This window comes from Phenylobacterium sp. (assembly GCF_016793285.1).
GTDB lineage: Bacteria > Pseudomonadota > Alphaproteobacteria > Caulobacterales > Caulobacteraceae > Phenylobacterium.
Window position 1 is genome coordinate 1 of sequence record NZ_JAEUMO010000177.1, and the last position, 19,005, is coordinate 19,005.

General features: G+C 69.8%; 19 protein-coding genes. 5 read left to right on the forward strand and 14 right to left on the reverse strand.

Going from position 1 to position 19,005, the window contains the following annotated elements; genetic code table 11:
* Window positions 1-385, forward strand: a 385-nt coding sequence (locus JNL41_RS15450) for a helicase C-terminal domain-containing protein (protein WP_293476441.1), incomplete at its 5' end; no start/stop codon positions are given.
* 43 nt (window positions 386-428) lie between these two features.
* On the opposite strand, the gene JNL41_RS15455 is transcribed toward JNL41_RS15450, so the two are convergent.
* The 8 genes from JNL41_RS15455 to JNL41_RS15490 form a co-directional block, all read right to left on the reverse strand.
* Window positions 429-1,142, reverse strand: coding sequence for a hypothetical protein (locus tag JNL41_RS15455; protein WP_293476443.1), 714 nt, complete (start codon window positions 1,140-1,142; stop codon window positions 429-431).
* Between the two features lie 42 nt (window positions 1,143-1,184).
* Window positions 1,185-1,607, reverse strand: coding sequence for an SRPBCC domain-containing protein (locus JNL41_RS15460; RefSeq protein WP_293476445.1), 423 nt, complete (start codon window positions 1,605-1,607; stop codon window positions 1,185-1,187).
* Entirely contained in the window at window positions 1,600-1,905 is a 306-nt protein-coding gene (locus JNL41_RS15465; RefSeq protein ID WP_293476447.1) for a metalloregulator ArsR/SmtB family transcription factor, read from the reverse strand. The genes JNL41_RS15460 and JNL41_RS15465 overlap by 8 nt, the downstream gene beginning before the upstream one ends.
* A 73-nt stretch (window positions 1,906-1,978) precedes the next feature.
* A complete protein-coding gene (locus tag JNL41_RS15470; RefSeq protein ID WP_293476449.1) occupies window positions 1,979-2,239 on the reverse strand; it encodes an EF-hand domain-containing protein in 261 nt (86 codons plus the stop codon).
* 77 nt (window positions 2,240-2,316) lie between these two features.
* The gene (locus JNL41_RS15475) at window positions 2,317-3,249 is read right to left on the reverse strand and encodes a prephenate/arogenate dehydrogenase family protein (protein ID WP_293476451.1); all 933 of its coding nucleotides are present in this window, start codon (window positions 3,247-3,249) and stop codon (window positions 2,317-2,319) included.
* Between the two features lie 2 nt (window positions 3,250-3,251).
* Entirely contained in the window at window positions 3,252-4,382 is a 1,131-nt protein-coding gene (locus JNL41_RS15480; RefSeq protein WP_293476453.1) for a histidinol-phosphate transaminase, read from the reverse strand.
* 33 nt (window positions 4,383-4,415) lie between these two features.
* Window positions 4,416-5,222, reverse strand: a complete 807-nt coding sequence (locus tag JNL41_RS15485; RefSeq protein WP_293476455.1) for a chorismate mutase — start codon at window positions 5,220-5,222, stop codon at window positions 4,416-4,418.
* Between the two features lie 104 nt (window positions 5,223-5,326).
* Window positions 5,327-6,883 carry an alpha/beta fold hydrolase gene (locus JNL41_RS15490; RefSeq protein WP_293476457.1) on the reverse strand — a complete coding sequence of 519 codons (1,557 nt, stop codon included), beginning with the start codon at window positions 6,881-6,883 and terminating at the stop codon, window positions 5,327-5,329.
* 137 nt (window positions 6,884-7,020) lie between these two features.
* Between JNL41_RS15490 and JNL41_RS15495 the strand changes: the two genes are divergently transcribed.
* Complete coding sequence (locus tag JNL41_RS15495; protein WP_293476459.1) at window positions 7,021-7,668, forward strand: PEPxxWA-CTERM sorting domain-containing protein; 648 nt, start codon at window positions 7,021-7,023, stop codon at window positions 7,666-7,668.
* Window positions 7,669-7,715: 47 nt separating this feature from the next.
* Here the strand turns inward: JNL41_RS15495 and JNL41_RS15500 are convergent, their stop codons facing one another.
* The 3 genes from JNL41_RS15500 to JNL41_RS15510 form a co-directional block, all read right to left on the reverse strand.
* The gene (locus JNL41_RS15500) at window positions 7,716-8,828 is read right to left on the reverse strand and encodes a response regulator (RefSeq protein ID WP_293476461.1); all 1,113 of its coding nucleotides are present in this window, start codon (window positions 8,826-8,828) and stop codon (window positions 7,716-7,718) included.
* A gap of 244 nt (window positions 8,829-9,072) precedes the next feature.
* The gene (locus JNL41_RS15505) at window positions 9,073-11,553 is read right to left on the reverse strand and encodes a TonB-dependent receptor (RefSeq protein ID WP_293476463.1); all 2,481 of its coding nucleotides are present in this window, start codon (window positions 11,551-11,553) and stop codon (window positions 9,073-9,075) included.
* A 405-nt stretch (window positions 11,554-11,958) separates the two neighbouring features.
* The gene (locus JNL41_RS15510; protein WP_365698373.1) at window positions 11,959-14,721 is read right to left on the reverse strand and encodes a TonB-dependent receptor; all 2,763 of its coding nucleotides are present in this window, start codon (window positions 14,719-14,721) and stop codon (window positions 11,959-11,961) included.
* Between the two features lie 327 nt (window positions 14,722-15,048).
* Between JNL41_RS15510 and queC the strand changes: the two genes are divergently transcribed.
* From queC to JNL41_RS15525, 3 genes are read left to right on the forward strand one after another with little or no spacing between them, the layout of a single operon-like run.
* A complete protein-coding gene (queC, locus tag JNL41_RS15515; RefSeq protein ID WP_293476466.1) occupies window positions 15,049-15,759 on the forward strand; it encodes a 7-cyano-7-deazaguanine synthase QueC in 711 nt (236 codons plus the stop codon).
* On the forward strand, window positions 15,756-16,388 hold the full coding sequence (gene queE, locus JNL41_RS15520; RefSeq protein WP_293476468.1) for a 7-carboxy-7-deazaguanine synthase: 633 nt from the start codon (window positions 15,756-15,758) through the stop codon (window positions 16,386-16,388). Before queC ends, queE begins: the two co-directional genes overlap by 4 nt.
* Before the next feature lie 34 nt (window positions 16,389-16,422).
* On the forward strand, window positions 16,423-16,794 hold the full coding sequence (locus tag JNL41_RS15525; protein ID WP_293476470.1) for a 6-carboxytetrahydropterin synthase: 372 nt from the start codon (window positions 16,423-16,425) through the stop codon (window positions 16,792-16,794).
* 3 nt (window positions 16,795-16,797) lie between these two features.
* Here JNL41_RS15525 and JNL41_RS15530 read toward each other — a convergent pair whose 3' ends face one another.
* The 3 genes from JNL41_RS15530 to JNL41_RS15540 form a co-directional block, all read right to left on the reverse strand.
* A complete protein-coding gene (locus JNL41_RS15530; RefSeq protein WP_293476472.1) occupies window positions 16,798-17,301 on the reverse strand; it encodes a response regulator in 504 nt (167 codons plus the stop codon).
* A gap of 162 nt (window positions 17,302-17,463) precedes the next feature.
* Window positions 17,464-18,576: a chorismate synthase gene (aroC, locus tag JNL41_RS15535; protein WP_293476474.1), complete on the reverse strand. Its 1,113-nt coding sequence runs from the start codon at window positions 18,574-18,576 to the stop codon at window positions 17,464-17,466.
* 42 nt (window positions 18,577-18,618) lie between these two features.
* Window positions 18,619-18,972: a hypothetical protein gene (locus JNL41_RS15540; RefSeq protein WP_293476476.1), complete on the reverse strand. Its 354-nt coding sequence runs from the start codon at window positions 18,970-18,972 to the stop codon at window positions 18,619-18,621.
* Window positions 18,973-19,005 lie beyond the last annotated feature (33 nt).

A 19,005-nucleotide genomic window follows, 5' to 3' on the forward strand; every position in this document is an offset into this window, starting at 1 on the left:
CCTGGTCGACATCTTCCGCGCCGAGGAGGACGCCTGCCTGCTGGGCACCGACGCCGTGCGCGACGGCGTCGACGTCCCCGGCCGCTCGCTCCGCCTGCTGGTCTTCGACCGCATCCCCTGGCCGCGCCCCGACATCCTGCACAAGTCGCGCCGGGCGAGGTTCGGCAACAAAACCTACGACGACGCCATCGCGAGAGCCCGCATCGCCCAGGCCTTCGGCCGCCTCATCCGCCGCGCCGACGACAAGGGCGTCTTCGTCATGCTCGACGCCTCCAGCCCGACCCGCCTCTTCAGCGGCTTGCCGGACGGCGTGGAGCTGAAGCGCGTCACCCTCGTCGAGGCCATCGAGGAGGTCGCGGAGTTCCTGCCCGCACCGACGCCTTGATCGCTCCTCTCCCGATTTCGCCGGGAAGCGAGCGAGCTAACGCTCAAGGGGCTTGCTTCGGGGTGACCGCGGCGGGTGAGAGCGCGCCCGGTCGCGTCCAGGTCCGCTCGACCCACACCGTGACATAGTCGTCGCCCTCGCGGCCGCAGGCGCCGCCCTCGGCGCCGGCCGCGGTCCAGTAGTAGGTCGTGCCCGCGCAGGCTTCGGCGCCGCCCCTCGCAACGCGCGACACGCGCGGCGCAACGTAGCCGCGCTGCTCAAGCGTGGCCGTCACCAGTTCGCGCGGCGTCGGCGGCGGCGCGAAGGCCCCGCCCGCGTAGAGCGCCCCGTACGCCACCGCCGCCATGGCGAACGCAAACCCGATCACGGCAAGTTCGCCCGGCCGGAACCGCAGCGGCGCCGCGGCCGGTGCTTCGTGGCCGGGCCGGCCGCTACCGAAGTCCGTGGCGCGGTACTTAATCCGCGCCTTCTCCTTCGCGTCTTCCTCCGCCGGGTCTGGCCCCATCTCGTAGCGGAGGTAGTGGCTGACACGCCAGATCGGGTAGGCGAGCGGCCCGCCGATGAGGCCGGTCCAGATCGCCGCCTCCCGCCCCGCGCCCGCCATCAGGGCGGCCAGGCCCGCCATCGCCAGCGGCGTCCACGCGATCCACGCCTTGAAGAAGGAGTGCGGCTCGTCCCGGACCGCCACCCACAGCTCCAGGCCCACGACGGCCATGGCCCCGAAGGCGAGCACCAGAATGATCAATCCGACGATCACGCGTCCCCCCGCGCCGGATGCCATCGCGCGCCGGGGAGGGCGTCAAGCGCCGAGCGCCGCGTCCAGGGCTTCCAGGATCATCGTCCAGCCCTTGGTCGACGGCTCGACCCACTCGTCCGGTGTGTCGCGTTGGGTCAGGCGCACCTCGCAGCCGTCGGCCGTCGGCGCGATCTCGACCTCGACCCGCGTGGCGTTCGGATTGTGCGCCGGGACGGCGAAGGTGAAGACCAGCCGCCGCGGCCGGTCGATCTCCAGGTACTCGCCCGTGTGCAGCACGTCGCCCGTATCGGGGCGGCGGTCGACGAAGGTGAAGGTCCCGCCGACCCGCGGGTCCGTCTCGGCCAGGATCATCTGCCCGGTCGGCGTCGCGAACAGGAACTTCGCCGCCAGCTTCGGATCCAGCCAGGCGTCGAAGACGCGCTCGGCCGGATGGCGCAGCCGCCGGGTCACCGTGAACTCACCCATGATCCAGCGCCTTCTCCAGTTCGCCCAGCCGCCAGCTCCACAGCCGGCGCTGCGCGTCGATCCATTCGGCCGCCGCATCGAGCGGGGCGGGGTTCAAGGTCAGGTAGTGCGTCCGGCCCTCGACGCGGCGGCGCACGAGGGCGGCCCGCTCCAGCATCCGGATGTGCTTCGAAACCGAGTTCAGCGAGATCGCGAACGGCCTGGCGACGTCGGTCACGCGCGCCTCGCCCTCGGCCGCCAACCGCGCCAGAATCGCCCGCCGCGTCGGGTCGGCGAGCGCTACCAGCGTCTCATCCATGATATTCACCCATAAGGGTGAATATCGGCGCAGAAAAGAGGCCGGTCAAGGCCGGCCTCCGATCTTCCGCGGATCAGCCGCCCTGGCGCTGCCGCATGGCGGCCATCGCGGCCTCCAGTTCGGCGGCCGTGATCTTGCCGTCCTTGTTCGCGTCGATCAGGTCGAAGCGTTCGGCCTGGCGGCCCGCGGCCGTCCATTCTTCCTTGCTGACCGCGCCGTCGCCGTCCTTGTCCCAGTTCTTGATCAGGTCGGCCGGGGCCGGCATCTGGGCGAAGGCCGCGCCGGCCGAGGCGAGCAGGGCGGCGGCCGCGGCCGCGAAGACGATGGTGCGCATGTGGGAACTCCCCGTGTTGTGTCGCGCCGCGAGGGGGCGCGCGCCAGATTGCGGGGGTATTTCGCGATTGTGGCGGATCAGTGCTTGCCGCGGTCGCGGCCGAAATTCGGTTCGGCGCTCTCCTGGCCCATGGCCACGATGCCGCGGCGGATCTCGCGCGTCTTCGAGAAGAGGTCGAACAGCTTGTCGCCTTCGCCCCAGCGGATCGCGCGGCTGAGCGCCTGCAGGTCCTCGGTGAACCGGCCCAGCACCTCCAGCACCGCGTCCTTGTTGGTCAGGAACACGTCGCGCCACATCGTGGGATCGGACGCCGCGATCCGTGTGAAGTCGCGGAAGCCGCCGGCGGAGTACTTCATCACCTCGGCCTCGGCGACGCCCTCCAGGTCGTGGGCGGTGCCGACGATGTTGTAGGCGATCAGGTGGGGCAGGTGGCTGGTGATGGCCAGCACCAGGTCGTGGTGCCGGGCGTCCATCTCCTCGACCCGGGCGCCGATCGCCGTCCAGAACGCCGCCAGCCGATCGACCGCCTCGCGGTAGGGCGCGTCGGTCCGCTCGTCGGGCGTCAGGATGGTCCAGCGGTTCTGGAACAGCTCGGCGAAGCCTGCGTCCGGCCCCGACTGCTCGGTGCCGGCGATGGGGTGGCCGGGGATCACGAAGACGCCCTCGGGGCAGTTCGCGCTCAGCGCCTCGGCCACGTGGGCCTTCACCGAGCCGACGTCGGTGACCGTCGCGCCGGGCTTGAGGCCGGGCGCCGCCGCCCTGGCCGCCGCCGCCATCGACATTACCGGCACGGCGAAGACCACGAGGTCGGCGTCCCTTGCCGCCTCGGCCGCATCGCCGGTCACGCTGTCGCCCAGGCCCAGCGCGGCGATCCGCGACCGCGCAGCCTCGGACGTCTCCGCGACGGCGATCTCGCCCACTGCGCCGGCCGCACGCGCGGCGTGGATCAGCGACGAGCCGATCAGGCCGCAGCCGATCACCGCCATCTTCGCGTAGATCGGCGTGACCATCCTCAGCTCTTCATGAAGTCGGCCAGCGCATCGACGACGGCGCGGTTGTGCGCTTCGAGGCCGATCGTCAGGCGCAGGTGGTCGGGCATGCCGTAGTTCAGCAGGCGGCGAGTCAGGAGTCCCCGCGCGCTCAGGAAGTCGTCCGCCGCGGCGGCAGTCTTGCCGCTCTTCGGGAAACCGATCAGCACGAAGTTCGTGGCCGACGGGCCCACGACGTCCAGCCCCAGCCCGCCGATCTGCTGGGTCAGCCACGGCCGCCACTGCTCGACGTGGGCGATGGAGCGGTCCTGGAACTCGGTGTCCCTGATCGCCGCCACGGCCGCCAACTGCGCCGGGATCGAGATGTTGAAGGGCAGGCGGATGCGGTCGACCGCCGCGGCGATCGCCGCCGGCGCATAGCCCCAGCCCACCCGCAGCGCGGCCAGGCCGTGCAGCTTCGAGAAGGTGTGGGTCACCACCACGTTCTCGGCGGTCCGCGCGAAGTCGAGCCCGTCCTGGAAGGTCGGGTCGGTGGCGAACTCGGAGTAGGCGCCGTCCAGCACCAGCACCACGCTGGGCGGCAGGGCTGCGTGCAGCCGCAGCACCTCGGAGAAGGGGATCCAGGTGCCGGTCGGGTTGCCGGGGTTGGCGAGGAACACCAGCCGCGTGCGCTCGTCGACGCATTTCAGCAGCTCGTCGACGTCGATGCGATGGTTGGGTTCGGGCGCGCTGCGGACCTCGGCCTGGCAGGCGCGCGCGCCGATGGCGAAGGCGGCAAAGGCGTACTCGCCCTGCACCATGTTGTCGCCCGGCTCCAGGAACGTCTGGTTCAGGAGCTGGAACACCTCGTCCGAGCCGCAGCCGAAGATCAGCCGTTCGGGCTCCAGCCGGTAGTGATCGGCGATGGCGTCACGCACGATCGAGACGCGGCTGTCGGGATAGACGTGGAGCTGGCCCGCGGCGCTCGCGTAGGCTTCGCGGGCCTTCTCGCTGGAGCCCAGGATGTTCTCGTTGGCCGAGAGCTTGACCGGGTCGGCCACGCCCTCCGCCTGCGCCTTGCCGGGCACATAGGCGTGGATGTCCATGATCCCGGGCTTCGGGACGGGGCGCGGGGCGCGCGAGCGGTCGGCGGGGATGTCGCTGGAGTCGGGCATGGCGGATCGTTTCAATTGAAACCAGTTGCCCTTCTACACGTCCAGCAGGCCGGGGGCAGCCCCAATTACGCCGGACAGGCGCCCGGGGGCGCGGGCCAGCCGCGCGTCGTCGGCCTGGTAGAACCCGGCCAGGCCGAACAGCTTCAGCCCGCCCGCCTCGACGAGCAGCTCCGCGGCGACCCCGTCCTTCGACAGCGCCTCCTCGACGGTGGCGGCCGGCTCGGGGGCATCGGTGACCCAGAGCGTGACGTCGTCGCCCGTGGGCTCCACGTCCACCGCCGCCACGGCCAGCGCCGAGACCGGGCCCCAGGCGCCCAGGCACGGCAGCGTCGCGAACACCCTCAGCTTCGGCTCGGCCAGCAGCCGGCCCCACCAGGCGCTGTCGCCTGTCAGCGCGCAGACCGCGACGCCGCCCAGGGTCTTCGCGGCGGCCACGGCGTCTTCGGGCTTGCCCACCTGCGCCAGCGGCGGCGCAGCGCCGAACCGGCTCCGCGCCAGCTCGACCGTGCGGCCGGGATCCTTGCCGCCCCAGACGCTGATGTGGAACGGCCCCTGGCTCGCCAGGCTGTCGCCGATCAGCTCGCGCCAGATGCGCACGATCAGCCCGGGGCTCGCCGCCTGCCGCTTCGACCCGATCAGCCGGCGCAGGATCGCCGCCTCCCGCGCGGGACGCAGGCCGAACTTGTCGCCGTCGCCGGCCGCGCGCTTCGCGTCGGCCACCACGCGCGCCAGCGAGGCGCGCTCGTCGATGAGGCGCAGGAGTTCGGTGTCCAGCGCATCGATGCGCTGGCGCACGGCCTCCAGTGAGGGCGGCGCGGCCGCCTTCTTCGCCTCGGACATAAACGCCCCCGAAAACAGGAACTCGCCGACTAAGTCATTGCGAACACCCGCGCAATAGGCCCGGACGACGCAAGAAAGTTGCAGGTGAAACCGCCCGCCGGGCCTCACAGTCCGGCGAGGATCGCGCCCCAGTGGCGGAGAGCCATGAGCTGGCCGATGCCGGGATAGACGGTGAGCGCGTAGGGCCGGTCGCCGAGATAGGCCTGCAACAGTCCCAGCGGCGAAAGCGCGTCCTCCTCGCCGTGGAAGACCTCGAGCGGCGCCGAGACGCCGGCCAGATGGAAGGAGGGGGCCGCGCCGCTGATCGCCAGTTCGGCCGCCGGGCCGCTGCCGCCGCCCTCCAGCGCCTCCAGCGCGGAGCGGCTCAGGAACGCGGCGATTTCCGGATGCTCGGCCAGCAGGGCCAGGTCGCCGGGCGATCCCTTGCCGGCGCGCCGGAGCATGCGCTCGACCGCCTTCGGCGAGATGCGGGTCCCCAGGATCGCGAAGGCGGCCTGGGCCAGGCGGGGATGGCGCACCATGCTGGCGCGGAACCGCAGCAGGGGATTGCCGCCGGCGTCGCGAGGCTCCCGTGGCGGCCGTCCCGACAGGATCACCGCCTTGCGGGCGCGCGCGCCGAACCGCGCGGCGGTCGCCAGCATCGGCGCGGCGCCGGCGAGCAGGCCCACCAGTGCCGGCTCGGCGAGCGCCAGGCGATCGCGGAGTTCCTCCATGTCGGCCGCGACCGTCTCCAGGCTGTAGTCGCGCAACGGGTCCGAGCCGCCGAAGCCCGGCCGTTCGGCCGAGATCACCCGCAGGCCGGCCTGCCGCGCGATAGGGCCGGTTTCGAGCGGCACGAGCGAACTGCCCAGCCCGTCATGGAAGGTCATGACGCTGCGCGCCGCCGAGCCGTCACCGTAGACGCGGTAGGCCAGCCGTCGGCCGTCCCTCAGGATCATGGTCTCACGGCGGGGCCACGGGTCGGCGTCGGCGCCCGGCGCCGGCCGCTCATGGCGCGCCACCTCGCCCACCAGCCGGGCGAGGTCGGCCTGGCTGCGCACGCCCAGCTTCTCGAAGATCGACGCCAGTTGGTTGCGCGCGGTGTTCACGCTGACGCCGAGCTGGTCGGCGGCTCCCTTCAGCCCGTCCGCGTCGCTGAGCGCGCCCACGAGCCGGGCCTCCGCGGGGGTGAGCCCGAGCGCGTCGGCCGCGTCGCCGGTCTCCGTGCGGCTGAAGGACAGCATGACGCCGGCCGGCTCCGCCGACAGCCGGCCGACCAGCGGGCCGTCGATACCGGCCAGGCGGAACATGATCACCGCCGTCCCCGTCCGGCCGGCGCGGTCCATCGCCAGCCTTAGGGCATGCTCGCTGTCCTCGTCGGCCATCGGCAGGCGCCGCCCGACGGCGATCGCGCCCATGAGGTCGGCGGCCTGTCCGCCCAGGGCCTGCACCGCCAGGCGGGCGTCCAGCCTCAGGGTCGCGCGCGCCGGCGCCGGCGAGGCCGGTCGCGACGAGACGCGCCGGGCGATCTCGATGCCTCGCTGCAGGTCGCGGTCCAGGCTGCGGGGGTCCAGGGCCGTCTCGGGCAGGGCGTCGACCAGTTCCTCCCAGGTGTCGGGGTCCGAGGCCACGCGATAGAGGGTGTCGAGCAGCGCCTCGGGCAATGCCTCCCTCTCCGCCATCGACGACGTCACCCCGCACTCGCGCGCCGCCCGAGCGGCCATCCCCACATGGTCCGTTCGCACTATGGCCCAGTCCGGCTGCGCCGCACTAGGCCAGAAGGCCGGCGACAGTGCGTCGCGATGGGGGAGTGTGTTGAATGTTCAAGGTGGTCCTGGCGCGGCGCGCGCTCGCGCAGACAATGGCGGCGGTCGCCGCGGTATCCTGTCTGGCCGGTTCGGCCCAGGCGGCCGAGACGCTGATCGACTTCAGCGACCAGACGGCCAGCTTCGTGGACCCAGTCGCCAATCCGCTCAGCTATCCGGACGTCGCATTCTCGTCCGTGTCGGGGCTTCGCGTATTCACGTTCAACGGCCTTCTGGACCGTGGCCTCTGCCCGCATGCCACCAACGCCTGCCGCGCCGCGCTCACCCTCGATTTCACGGCGCCCACCGCGGGCCTGAGCTTCGATGTCTTCCAGGTCGACGACCGGGACAGCGTCCTCAGCATCTCGGCGGTCACGGCGGCCGGCCTCGTGACCCGAAGCATCGCGCTGACGCGGGGCTTCGCGACCAACCGCATCGACCTCTCGGACCTCGCCGGACTCACCCGCCTGACGCTGGACGGGACCAGCGACGAGGAGGGGGTGATCTACGACAACTTCAGATTCACCGCGGGCGGCTCGAACGGCGGCGGTGTGCCCGAGCCCGCCGCCTGGGCCCTGATGCTCGCCGGCTTCGGCATCGCGGGCGCGACGCTGCGGCGCCGTCGTCCGATGCGCCGCAAAACCGCTTGGCGGACGGACTGAACCTGGCCGACGAACAGGCTGGCGATGCGGCGGGAGACTGAGGCGCCTCAGGCCGCCGCCGCCTCGTCGGGCGGGGCGAGCGCGTTCTGGAGCGCCTGCAGCAGGTGCTCCGGCTTCATCGGCTTCTCCACCACGCCGTTCATGCCGGCGGCGAGGTAGCCCTCGGCGTCCTCGGGATCGGCGTTGGCGGTGAGCGCGATGATCGGGGTCTTGGCGATCGGGCCGCCGAGGGCGCGGATCGCGCGGGTGGCGGCGACGCCGTCCATCCGCGGCATCTTGATGTCCATGAGGATCAGGTCGAAGCGGCCCGAGCGGGCGGCTTCGACAGCCTCTTCGCCGTCCTCGGCCGCCTCGCTGGTGCAGTCGAACATCTCGACCAGGGACTGGGCGACCATGCGGTTGGTGGCGTTGTCGTCGACGACCAGGATGTGCGCGGCGCGGCCGGCGTCCTCGGTCGGACTCTGGTCCACCGGCTCGGCGACGGGGGCCAGGCGGATTTCGAAGGCCACGGTGTCGGAGGCGCCGGCGTTGGCCTCCTTGCGCAGCTCGCCCTCCATGCCGTCGAGGATGCTGCGGGCCAGCATCGCGCCCAGCGCCACCTCCAGGCCGAGACGCGCCTCGATGCTCATGATTCGCGCGTCGAGGTTCATGTCGTCCCAGCCGGTGTCGCGCGGGCCCCGCACGCGGCCTTCGAGGCGGATGCCGCCGGCGTCGTCCGCGTGGGCGCGCAGCGTGGCCTCGACGGCGCCGCGGGCCTGGGCCGCCACGGCCTCGCCGATGAAGCCGTCGAAGACCTGCAGCAGGCGCCTGCGGTCGGTCATGGCCGCCGCATCGGGGTCGCCGTCGTAGGCGACCAGCAGGGTCACGCCGCCCGCCGCGGCGCGCGGCTGCCAGCGGTCCTGCAACTCGTCCATCACCTCCCGGAGACGGACGGGCTCGAGGTCGAGGCTGACGCCGCGGCTGTGTACGCTCTTGAGATCGAGCCCCGCCGACATCACCCGCAGCACCGTCTCGGCGGCCTCGGTCACGCCTGCCACGCACGCCTCGCCGTCGGGCGTCAGGCGCTGGCGCGCGAGCTGCCCGGTGAGCGCCATCACGCCTTCCATCTGCTGACGGATCTCGGCCGTGACGCGGTCGGAGAAGAACTCGGGGAGGGACATGAACCGCCGGGTACGAAGCAACCTTGGATACCCATTCTGCGCGCGAGCACTTGCGTAGAGGTTAAATCCGGGGATCGGGACGCGGATTCGCGTTCGCGTCGGCACGCCGCGGCCCCCGGGGCGCGCCGTCCGGTCGCGTCTGGAGCGGTGGCGTGGCTCGGGCAAAAGAACGGCGGCGAACCGAAACGGTTCGCCGCCTGGAAGTCGGCGCTTACAGGAGGAAGTACAGCGCCAGATCAGAGCGTTAGAAGCGGTACTGCAGCTCCACGCCGTAGGTGCGCGGCTGGATCAGGCCCCGGGTGATCGCGGTCCGGGTCTGCACGATCGAGGTCGTGCCCGGGTTCGGGCTGTCGAAGATCGCCGTCGGCGTGGTCGAGCCGTTCGACGTGAAGCCCTTCTGGTCGAAGGCGTTCTTCACGTAGCCGATGATCGTGAAGCGGTCCTCGCCGTCCACCCACAGCGCCCGGAAGTCGGTCGTGTCGTAGGCTTTCACCCGGTTCGCCGCGCTCTTGAACGGCTGATAGTAGGTCTCGTCCGTCCAGGTGTAGGTGGCCGACACGATCAGCGAGCCCGGCGCGAAGTCGAAGGTGTAGTTGGCGTTGGCCGCCAGCTTGTTCTTCGGCGACTGATAGATTCGCGAGCCCTTCAGCGTCTGGAACACCAGGCGGGCGCCGTTGGAGAGCACGGAGCCGCCGGACGGCGTCGCGTTCGGGTCGAGCGCGCCAGGGTCCGCCGGATCGTAGAAGCAGCAGCCCTTGGTGATCTCGGTGTGCAGGTAGCCGTAGCTCGCCGAGAGGTCGAGGGCGGCGATCGGACGCCAGATGGCTTCCAGTTCCAGGCCGTAGGCCTCGGCGTCGACGTTGACGAAGTTGTTCGCCGCCGCCGTGCCGGTCGCGTTCAACTGCGACAGGTTGAGCTGCAGGTCCTTGTAGTCGTTGTAGAACGCGGCCGCGTTCACCTGCAGCCGGCGCGCGATGGTCTTCTTCAGGCCCAGTTCGAAGGCGTCCACTTGTTCCTGGTCGGCTTCCGGCTGCGCCGAGAGCGTGCCCAGCAGGAACCCGCCCGACTTGTAGCCGCGGCTGTACTTGCCATAGACGAGGGTGTCTTCGTCGGGCGTCCAGTCGAGGTTCAGCACGCCGGTGACGGCGTCCCAGCTATTCTTCAGCGAGCGGAAGTTCTGCACGCCCGGCGTCGTCGGATCGACGTCGGTCGAGACGTCGAAGGCCGCCGCGCCTGCCGCGATCGCCGGCGACAGGATGATCAGCCGCTGGAGCTCGGTCCCGTCCTTCTTGTCCTTGGTGTAGCGCAGGCCCGCCGTCACCGCGAACTGGTCGTTGATCTCGTAGGTGGCCTGGCCGAACACGGCGTAGGCCTTGGAGTTCAGCGTCGCCTGGGTGTCGGCGAAGTTGCGCAGCGGGTTCGCCGCCGCAAGCGCGCCCGTCAGGGTCAGTGGCTGGGCGAGCTGCGCCTGGTTCGGCGCAGCGAGCTGGATGCGCTGACGGTACTCTTCCTCGTACTGGTAGAGGCCGAGGATCCAGCGCAGCGGGCCGTCGCCGTTCGAGGTCAGGTTGATCTCGTTCGAGTAGTAGCGCTTGTGCTCGTTGAAGTCGGTGGTCAGTTGCGGGAAGTAGGGGACCGCCATGCCGGGAATGGCGATCGAGCCCGCGCGGCTCACGCCGTCGTAGTCGCCACCGGTCTGGTAGTTGTACTGCTGGAAGCCGCCGATGTACTTCAGCTCGGCGAAGCCCAGGTCGTAGCTCACCGTCGTCGTCAGCAGGTGGTTGCCGCGGAGCTGGCCGTACCCGTCGGTGTCGGTGTTCATGACGTAGGAATCCGTCACGCCCGGGTTCGGGGTCGTGTAGCCGAACTGCGGGTTGGGCACGAGCGAGCCGATCAGGCCGAACGAACGGGTCGTGTCGTAGGGCGTGACCAGGTTGTTCAGGCGGTCGCCGACGCCCAGCGTGTCGTCCCAGCTCGAGCGGTTGTAGCGCGCGAAGATCGACAGCTTCTCGGTGGGTTCGGCCTCGACCTGGAACTCGAAATAGGTGCGCTTGATCGTGGCGCCGTCGTTGGCGGTTCCGATGTTCTTGATGAAGCCGTCGCGCTGGTGGTCCTGGCTGCCGCCGACCTTGAAGCGCAGGTTGTCGGCCACCGGCAGCGACACGACCGCCTCGATGCGGGTGCGGTCGTAGTTGCCGTAGCTGGCGCGGATCTCGCCGCCGAACTCCTTGGAGGGGCGCTTGGAGACCTGGTTGATCGCGCCGCCGATGGCGTTGCGGCCGTACAGCGTGCCCTGCGGGCCGCGAAGGATCTCGGTGCGCTCGATGAAGAGCGGCGTCTTGAACAGCTCGGACGACGAGGCGGAGTAGAAGCCGTCCGAGTAGGACGCCACGCCCGGGTCGTTGCCGATGTAGAAAGTGTTGCGCCCGGCGCCGCGCAGGCTGACGCGGTCGGTGCCGGAATAGTTCATGCCCGGCGTGAAGTTCACGAAGTCCTGGATGCCGACGATGCCGACGGTGTCGCGGCGCTCGGAGGTGAAGGCCGAGACGGCCACCGGCACGTCCTGCAGCGACTGCTCGCGCTTTTCGGCGGTGACCACCAGCTCCTCGAGGGTGGCGCCTTCGTCGCCGGCCTGGGCCAGCGCGGGCTGCGCGAACGCGCAGAGGGCGAAGATCGAGGCGCCGGCGGCCAGCAGCCGCCGCGCGGGCGCGGTTTTGCGAGACATAGAGGTCCTCCCAAGGCGCGCGCGGGGGGAGCCGGCGGCCCTGTCGTTGGCTGTTTGTCGGAACGGGCGCGGGGAGGCGCACCGAGGGCGCAGACCCTCATAGCGCCGCCGGCGGGAGGTCAACTGAAGCCTGATAAGTTGCGGGATCCCGACGAGGCTTTTCCGCGACTGTGGCGAAAAGACCGCATTTTCGAATGTGAGACGAGAAAGTGAACGTGGTTCGCCAATCTCTTAGTGCATAACGGTTCGGCGAACCCCGCAATGCAACTCGCGCCATACCGACTCGTGAAACGCGGTTCTACCGGACGTTGGGCGAGGTCGGGGCCGGCGGCGACGCCCGCGCAAGACAAAGGGCGGCGGATTGCTCCGCCGCCCCGAAAGTGGTCGCCCTGGGAGCGCCGGGTTCTACCAGCGCTTGGTGACCGAGACGCCGTAGGTGCGCGGCTCGGTGTAGAAGACGTTCCGGAACAGGCCGGAGCTGTCGTCTGTCAGGTAGAAGTCGGTGATCGCCTTCTCGTTGGTGGCGTTCTTGATGAAGCCGGCCAGTTCGACGCCCATGTCGGCGTTGTTGACGGTCAGCGTCAGGTTGACGTTGTCCCAGGCTTTGATGGCGTCCGGCTGGGAGTTGTAGATCCGCGCGAACGTCTTGGTCTGGTGATAGTAGTCGCCGCGCAGCGTGGCGTCCCAGTCGCCGAAGTTCCAGGTGTACTGGGCCCCCAGCGAGATCGTCCAATGCGGCGCGTTGGGCAGGTCGTTGCCCGACAGGTCCTGCGGCACCCCTTCCGAGACCAGGCCGCCGAAGGCGTTGGTGCCGGCGGCGATGGCCCCGGTGCCGGCGATGTTCGTGCCCGCGCCCGCCGCCGAGGTGATGGTGCAGACGCCCAGCAGCGTGAACGGATTGTTCGCGGCGTTGGTGATCGCCAGGGCCTGGGCGGCCGAGGCGGTCGAGGTCACGCAGTTGGACGCCGAGCTCGACTTCACCACCGTCAGCAGCGGGTTGCCCCCGGTGCGATTGAAGGTGTCGACCAGCGAAGCGTCCTTGATCTTGGTGTCGAGGTAGCCGATCGCAGCGTTGAGCCGCAGGCCTTCCAGCGGCTGCCAGATCGACTCCAGTTCGAGCCCCTTCACCTCGGCGTCGATGTTGTCGTTGGTCGAGGCGCGGTTGATGATTCGGCTGATCTGGTAGTTCTTGTAGTCGTAGTAGAAGCCGGTGAGGTTCAACTGCATCGTGCCGTTGAGCAGGGTGTTCTTCGTCCCGATCTCATAGGCGTCGATCAGTTCCGGCTTGAAGATCAACGAGGTCGGAACGACGCCGATGCCCGGGCTGGGCGGCGAGTTCAGGCCGCCCGACTTGTAGCCGCGCGAGTAGAACGCATAGACCAGCGTCTCGTCGGTGAGGGCGAGATCCGGCTTCCAGTCGAAGCCGAAGCGGCCCGTGGGCTTCTTGAACTTGACGTGCAGGATGGCGTCCTGGCCGGGCAGGGGCGAGCCGATGCCGGAGCCGGGGGTGCCCAGCACCACCGAATGGTTCTCGACGTCCTTCTCGTCGACCGTGTAGCGCAGGCCGAGTGTCCATTTGAAGTTGTCGGACATCTGATAATAGAATTCGCCGAACAGCGCGTAAGACGTCAGGTCATACGGGCCGTAGGAGTCGTAGTAGTTGTGCCCTGACCGGTTGGGATCGGCGTTCGGGTCGACCGCCACGCACGCCGCGCCGGTGGTGCAGTTGGCGTTGCCGGTGTTGAGGAAGTTGTTGATCTGGTAGAAGCCGGTGCCCGTGTTGAACATCACGTAGTAGTCGCCGGTCCCCTGGAAGCGGGAGAAGATGCCGCCGACGTTGAAGTTGAACGGGCCCTCGAAGCTCGACTGCAGGCGCACCTCATGGCTCCACTGCTCGGTGTAGCCCGACGAGATGTCGCTGGTGGTGAAGCGGTTGAAGCGGCCGTTCTGCGGATCGTTGATCGCGCCGCCGGGAAAGAGGCCGGCGTAGATCGAATTGTAGGCCGCACCCAGCGCCGCGAAGGCGTTGACCGGGTTGGGCGTCGTGTTGAACGGCACCGACGGCGTGTAGCGGTTGTAGTCCTGGCGCGTCGTCAGCTTGTAGAAGGTGTAGGCCGACAGCCAGTTCAGGGTCAGGTTGTCCGCGACGTCGAACGCCGCGTTGAACTCGTAGATGTCGGTCTTCGACTTGTAGATCGGGTCGAAGGTCGACTCGATGTCGCGGATGTTCGGCGTCTGCATCTTGCCGGCGTAGGCGTCGCCGGTCTGGAAGCCGCCGAGGGCGCCGAACAGGCCGCCCAGGGTCGCCTGGCTGTTCACGGTGCCGAGCGCGTCGGCGGCGTACAGCGAGGTGGCGCGGCAGCCCTGGCTGAACAGGCCCTGTTCGATCTGGGCGATCGGTGCGACCGGCGAGAAGCCGACGCCCCCCACGTTGGCGGGCCCGGTGTCCTTCGAGCAGAACTGCTTGCCGATGCGCGAGCGGTTGTCGTCTTCCTCGAAGTGATCCCACATCACCCAGGCGCGGAACTTCTCGGTCGGCTTGAAGGCCAGCGTCGCGCGCGTGCCGAACAGGTCGCGGTCGTCGGCGTCGTTGCCGGTCACGAGGTTCTTCCCGAAGCCGTCGCGCTTCAGGTAGCTGCCGGCCACGCGCAGGGCGAACATGTCGCCCAGCGGGATGTTGATCATCCCGCGGCCCTTGATGGTGTTGTAGTTGCCGTACTCGGCGCGGACGTTGCCCTCGAACACGTCCTTCGGCTTGGCGGTGATCAGGTTGACCACCCCGCCGGTGGCGTTACGGCCATAGAGCGTGCCCTGCGGGCCGCGCAGCACTTCCACCCGCTCGACGTCGTAGAACTCGGTCTCGAACAGGTTGTTGGCGATCAGCGGGGCGTTGTTCAGGTGGATGCCGGTGCCGGCGTCGCCCGAACCGGCCACCAGCTTCGAGCCGATGCCGCGGATCTGGAAGTTGTAGCCGGTGAAATTCCCCTTGGAGAAGTTCACGTTCGGCACGGCCAGCACCAGGTTGGGGCCGCCGTCGATCTTGGATTTCTCGAGTGCGTTCTGGTCGAAGGCCGAAACGGCGATCGGCACGTCCTGAAGGGCTTCTTCCTTCTTCTGGGCCGTGACGACCAGTTCTTCGATGACGTTCGAGTTGGCGGTCTGCGCCATGGCCGGCATCGCGACGGCCGTGAGAGCCGCAGCGGACACGCCAACGGCGAGCAAGCTCCGAAGAGCGCGGGTATCTGACATTCGTTCCTCCCAGGGCGACCGGGCTCTTTTGATGGCCCTTGGTCGCCGTCACGCCGCGAAAGCGTCGCTGCGGCGGAGGCGGCGCGGCCCCTGACCCAGCGCCGGCGAAGCTCGGCCCGGCACGCCGCCGTGTCAACGCAAAGCCAAGCCCTGCAAGGGATTGCGAGCGCCAGTGTGGCGCCCGAGACACCGAAGTTTCCTTAGCGTCGCTTCCCCCAGCGGGGCGAAAGCGCCATATGGGCGCCGATGAACGACGGCGCTCTCGTGCTCTTTTCCGGCGGCCAGGACTCCACGGCGTGCCTCGCCTGGGCGCTTTCGCGGCATGATCGTGTCGAGACCCTCGGTTTCGACTACGGCCAGCGCCATGCCGTCGAACTGGAGGCCCGCCGGCGCGTGCGCGAGCGCATCGCCCGTGAGTTCCCGCAGTGGGCGCCCCGGCTCGGCGAGGACCATGTGCTGGACATCCGCAGCTTCGGGACGATCGGCGAAACGGCCATGACCTCGGAGCGGGCCATCGAGATCACCGGCAAGGGCCTGCCGTCGACCTATGTGCCGGGCCGGAACCTCGTTTTCCTGACCTACGCCGCCGCCTTTGCCGACCGCCGCGGCCTCAAGGTGCTGGTGGGCGGCATGTGCGAGACCGACTTCTCCGGCTATCCCGACTGCCGCCGCGCGACCATCGACGCCATGGAGCGGACGCTGAACCTCGGGATGGAGCAGGACTTCCGCATCGACACCCCGCTCATGCGCCTCACCAAGGCCGAGACCTGGGCGCTGGCCCGGCAGCTCGGCGGCGAGCCGCTGGTGGCGATCACGGTCGAGGAAAGCCATACCTGCTACCTCGGCGAACGCGGGACCCTGCATCCCTGGGGCCACGGCTGCGGAACCTGCCCGGCCTGCGAGCTGCGCCAGAAGGGCTACGACACCTGGGCCGAGGCGGGCAGGCCGGCCCTATGAGCTACGCGGTCAAGGAAATCTTCCTGACCCTCCAGGGCGAGGGCGGGCAGGCGGGGCGTGCGGCGGTCTTCTGCCGCTTCGCCGGCTGCAACCTCTGGAGCGGGCTGGAACGCGACCGCGCCAAGGCCGTCTGCACCTTCTGCGACACCGACTTCGTGGGGATGGACGGCCCGGGCGGCGGCCGGTTCGCCGACGCCGACGCCCTCGCCGCGGCCGTCGAGGCCGCCTGGACCGGCGGCCCGGACCAGCGTCTCACGGTGCTTACCGGGGGCGAGCCGCTGCTGCAGGTCGACGAGGCCCTGATCGCGGCGCTGCACGCCCGCGGCTTCGCGATCGCGCTCGAGACCAACGGCACGCTCCCCGCGCCCGGCGGCGTCGACTGGATCTGCGTCAGCCCCAAGGCCGACGCGCCGGTCGTCCAGACGCGCGGTCAGGAACTGAAGCTCGTCTTCCCGCAGACCAAGGCCCCGCCCGAGCGCTTCGAAGGACTCGATTTCGAGCGCTTCCTGCTGCAGCCCATGGATGGGCCGGACCGGCAGGCGAACACCGATGCGGCCATCGCCTATTGCCTCGAACACCCTCGCTGGCGTTTAAGCGTGCAAACTCACAAATACCTCGGCATCGCCTGAGGCTTCGGACCTCGGGACCGCCCATTTCGTTGCGATGACCCAACCCATCTTCGAGATCACCAAGGCCGCGACCTTCGACGCGGCGCACTACTTCGCCGACGGGCCCGAGCACAGGCCCTATTCGAACCTGCATGGCCACTCGTTCCGGGTGGAGGCCACGGTGCGCGGCCAGACCCGGGAACCGGTGGGCTGGGTCGCCGACCTCGCCGACCTGGAGTCGGCGCTGAAGGGCGTCGCGGCCGAACTCGACCACGGTCTGCTCAACGAGAAGCCCGGCCTCGAGCGGCCGACCCTGGAGCACATCTGCCTCTATTTCGCCGGACGCCTCACGCCGCAGTTCCCCGGCCTGTCGCGCGTGCTCGTCTCGCGCCCCACCATCGGCGAGAGCTGCGCGCTCAACCTCTGACGCCTACCCGGCCGTCTGTTCGACCGGATCGGTCGAGCGACGGCGCCTGCCCACGTAGCCCGGGTCGTTCCGTCGCCGCCGGTCGGGACCGAAATAGTCCCCGGTGCGGACGAAGGTGCGCGGATGCTCCACCGCCTGGTGGATCCGTTCGATCACGCCGCGCGCGGTGAGCGGCTTGGCCAGGAACTCGCTGACGCCCGCATCGCGCGCCTCGCTGACACGCTGGAAGGTGGAGTGGCCGGTGACCATGATCACGGGGCAGAGCTGGTTGGGACTGTCGGGCGAGTTGCGCAGCAGCCGCACGAAGTCGATCCCGTCCAGGGGCTGCATCGACAGGTCGGTCATCACGATGTCGATGGTGTTGTCCCGCATCGCCTGGAGGCCCTCGGCCCCGTCGTTGGCTTCGAAGATGTGGACCACCCCGATGGCGCGCAGAATCTCGGCCAGCAGCACGCGCATGTAGTGGTTGTCGTCCACCACCAGAATTCGGAGGAGTTCGTAACGCACGCGGCTCCCTGGGATACTGAAAATTCGAAAACGGCGCTCGGTGAACGGGGACAGTGGATAAGGCGCGCCGCGCGACTCCGTCAACGGAATAGCGCGGGTATCTGAACAGATTCTTATGAAGCTTCAGTCGGTTGCCCGGCTGGGTAGTCCGGGCGGTCGGTTTCAACCGCGGGGTGGAACGAACGCTTCGCGCCCAAGTTGAGCGCGGTGTCGCAGAAATGCGTCCGCGAGGACGCACGCCACCATGGCCTCGACCACGGGCACGGCGCGGATGCCCACGCAGGGGTCGTGGCGCCCCTTGGTCCTGAGTTCGATCTCGTCGCCGGCCTCGTTGATGCTGCGGCGCAGGCTGAGGATGGATGATGTCGGCTTGAAGGCGACGCGCGCCGTCACGGGCTGGCCCGTGGAGATGCCGCCGAGGATGCCGCCGGCCTGGTTCGACAGGAAGATCGGGCCGTCGTTGCCCATCCGCATCTCGTCGGCGTTCTCCTCGCCGGACAGCGCGGCGGCGGCGAACCCCGCGCCGATCTCGACACCCTTGGCCGCATTGATCGACATCAGCGCGGCCGCCAGTTCGGCGTCCAGCTTGGCATAGAGCGGCGCGCCCCAGCCCGCCGGCACGCCGGTCGCCTCGACGGCCACGACGGCCCCGGTCGACGAACCGGACTTGCGCACCGTCTCCAGGTGGTCCTCCCAGACGGGAACGACCTCAGGGTCCGGCGCCCAGAAGGGGTTGTCGGTCGTGACGCCGAAGTCGATCCGTCCGGGGTCCACCGCGTGCGGCCCGATCTGCACGACGGCGCCGCGGATGGTGACGCCGTCCAGGATCTTGCGCGCCACCGCGCCGGCCGCGACCCGCGCCGCCGTCTCGCGCGCCGACTGGCGCCCGCCGCCCCGATAGTCGCGCACGCCGTACTTGGCGAAGTAGGCGTAGTCCGCGTGGCCCGGCCGGAACGCCTGGGCGATCTCGGAGTAGTCGCGGCTGCGCTGGTCGACGTTCTCGATCATCATCGAGATCGGCGTGCCGGTGGTCACCTGTCCGTCCGTGCGCTCGTCGCTGAACACGCCCGAGAGGATGCGCACCGCGTCCGGCTCCTGGCGCTGGGTGACGAACTTGCCCTGGCCCGGGCGGCGTCGGTCCAGCCACGGCTGGATGTCGGCCTCGCTGAGTGGGAGGCCCGGGGGACAGCCGTCGACCACGCAGCCCAGCGCCGGCCCGTGGCTCTCGCCCCAGGTCGTCACGCGGAAGAGGTGTCCGAAGGTGTTGTGGCTCATGGCGCAGGCTTGATAGCCGACCCGCCCCCGCGGGCCAAAGGCTCAGATGCGCAGATCGAGGAAGTTGCCGTTCGGTCGGATCTCGGCGCGCCGCTGGTTGCCGGCGGCCAGGTCGCGGCGGGCCGCCTCGACCAGGATCGAGGTCTCGGCGCGGATGCGATCCTGCGAGCTCATCCGGAAGAGGCCGAGCTGGTCGATGCCCTGCTCGGCCATCACCTGGTCGCGGGTCTGCTGCCGGGCCGCGGCGGCGCTGGAAACGGCGACGACCGGCTTCACCGCCGTCACCGCGGTCGCCAGGTCGGTCGCGACGGCCGCCGCCGGCGCGCGCGCAGCCGGCGTCAGCGCGGAGGCTGCGGCGCGGGGCGTTGTGCCGATGTGGGACAGGCCGAGGTTCATCGCGCGAGGCGGCGCAACGCGGGCGCCACGAAA

Bases quoted from the DNA above. Each gene is read 5' to 3' on its own strand.
- JNL41_RS15460 (WP_293476445.1), bottom strand. From the start codon at position 1,607: ATGGGTGAGTTCACGGTGACCCGGCGGCTGCGCCATCCGGCCGAGCGC.
- JNL41_RS15465 (WP_293476447.1), bottom strand. From the start codon at position 1,905: ATGGATGAGACGCTGGTAGCGCTCGCCGACCCGACGCGGCGGGCGATT.
- JNL41_RS15470 (WP_293476449.1), bottom strand. From the start codon at position 2,239: ATGCGCACCATCGTCTTCGCGGCCGCGGCCGCCGCCCTGCTCGCCTCG.
- JNL41_RS15475 (WP_293476451.1), bottom strand. From the start codon at position 3,249: ATGGTCACGCCGATCTACGCGAAGATGGCGGTGATCGGCTGCGGCCTG.
- JNL41_RS15480 (WP_293476453.1), bottom strand. From the start codon at position 4,382: ATGCCCGACTCCAGCGACATCCCCGCCGACCGCTCGCGCGCCCCGCGC.
- JNL41_RS15485 (WP_293476455.1), bottom strand. From the start codon at position 5,222: ATGTCCGAGGCGAAGAAGGCGGCCGCGCCGCCCTCACTGGAGGCCGTG.
- JNL41_RS15490 (WP_293476457.1), bottom strand. From the start codon at position 6,883: ATGGCGGAGAGGGAGGCATTGCCCGAGGCGCTGCTCGACACCCTCTAT.
- JNL41_RS15495 (WP_293476459.1), top strand. From the start codon at position 7,021: ATGTTCAAGGTGGTCCTGGCGCGGCGCGCGCTCGCGCAGACAATGGCG.
- JNL41_RS15500 (WP_293476461.1), bottom strand. From the start codon at position 8,828: ATGTCCCTCCCCGAGTTCTTCTCCGACCGCGTCACGGCCGAGATCCGT.
- JNL41_RS15505 (WP_293476463.1), bottom strand. From the start codon at position 11,553: ATGTCTCGCAAAACCGCGCCCGCGCGGCGGCTGCTGGCCGCCGGCGCC.
- JNL41_RS15510 (WP_365698373.1), bottom strand. From the start codon at position 14,721: ATGGCGCAGACCGCCAACTCGAACGTCATCGAAGAACTGGTCGTCACG.
- queC (WP_293476466.1), top strand. From the start codon at position 15,049: ATGAACGACGGCGCTCTCGTGCTCTTTTCCGGCGGCCAGGACTCCACG.
- queE (WP_293476468.1), top strand. From the start codon at position 15,756: ATGAGCTACGCGGTCAAGGAAATCTTCCTGACCCTCCAGGGCGAGGGC.
- JNL41_RS15525 (WP_293476470.1), top strand. From the start codon at position 16,423: ATGACCCAACCCATCTTCGAGATCACCAAGGCCGCGACCTTCGACGCG.
- aroC (WP_293476474.1), bottom strand. From the start codon at position 18,576: ATGAGCCACAACACCTTCGGACACCTCTTCCGCGTGACGACCTGGGGC.
- JNL41_RS15540 (WP_293476476.1), bottom strand. From the start codon at position 18,972: ATGAACCTCGGCCTGTCCCACATCGGCACAACGCCCCGCGCCGCAGCC.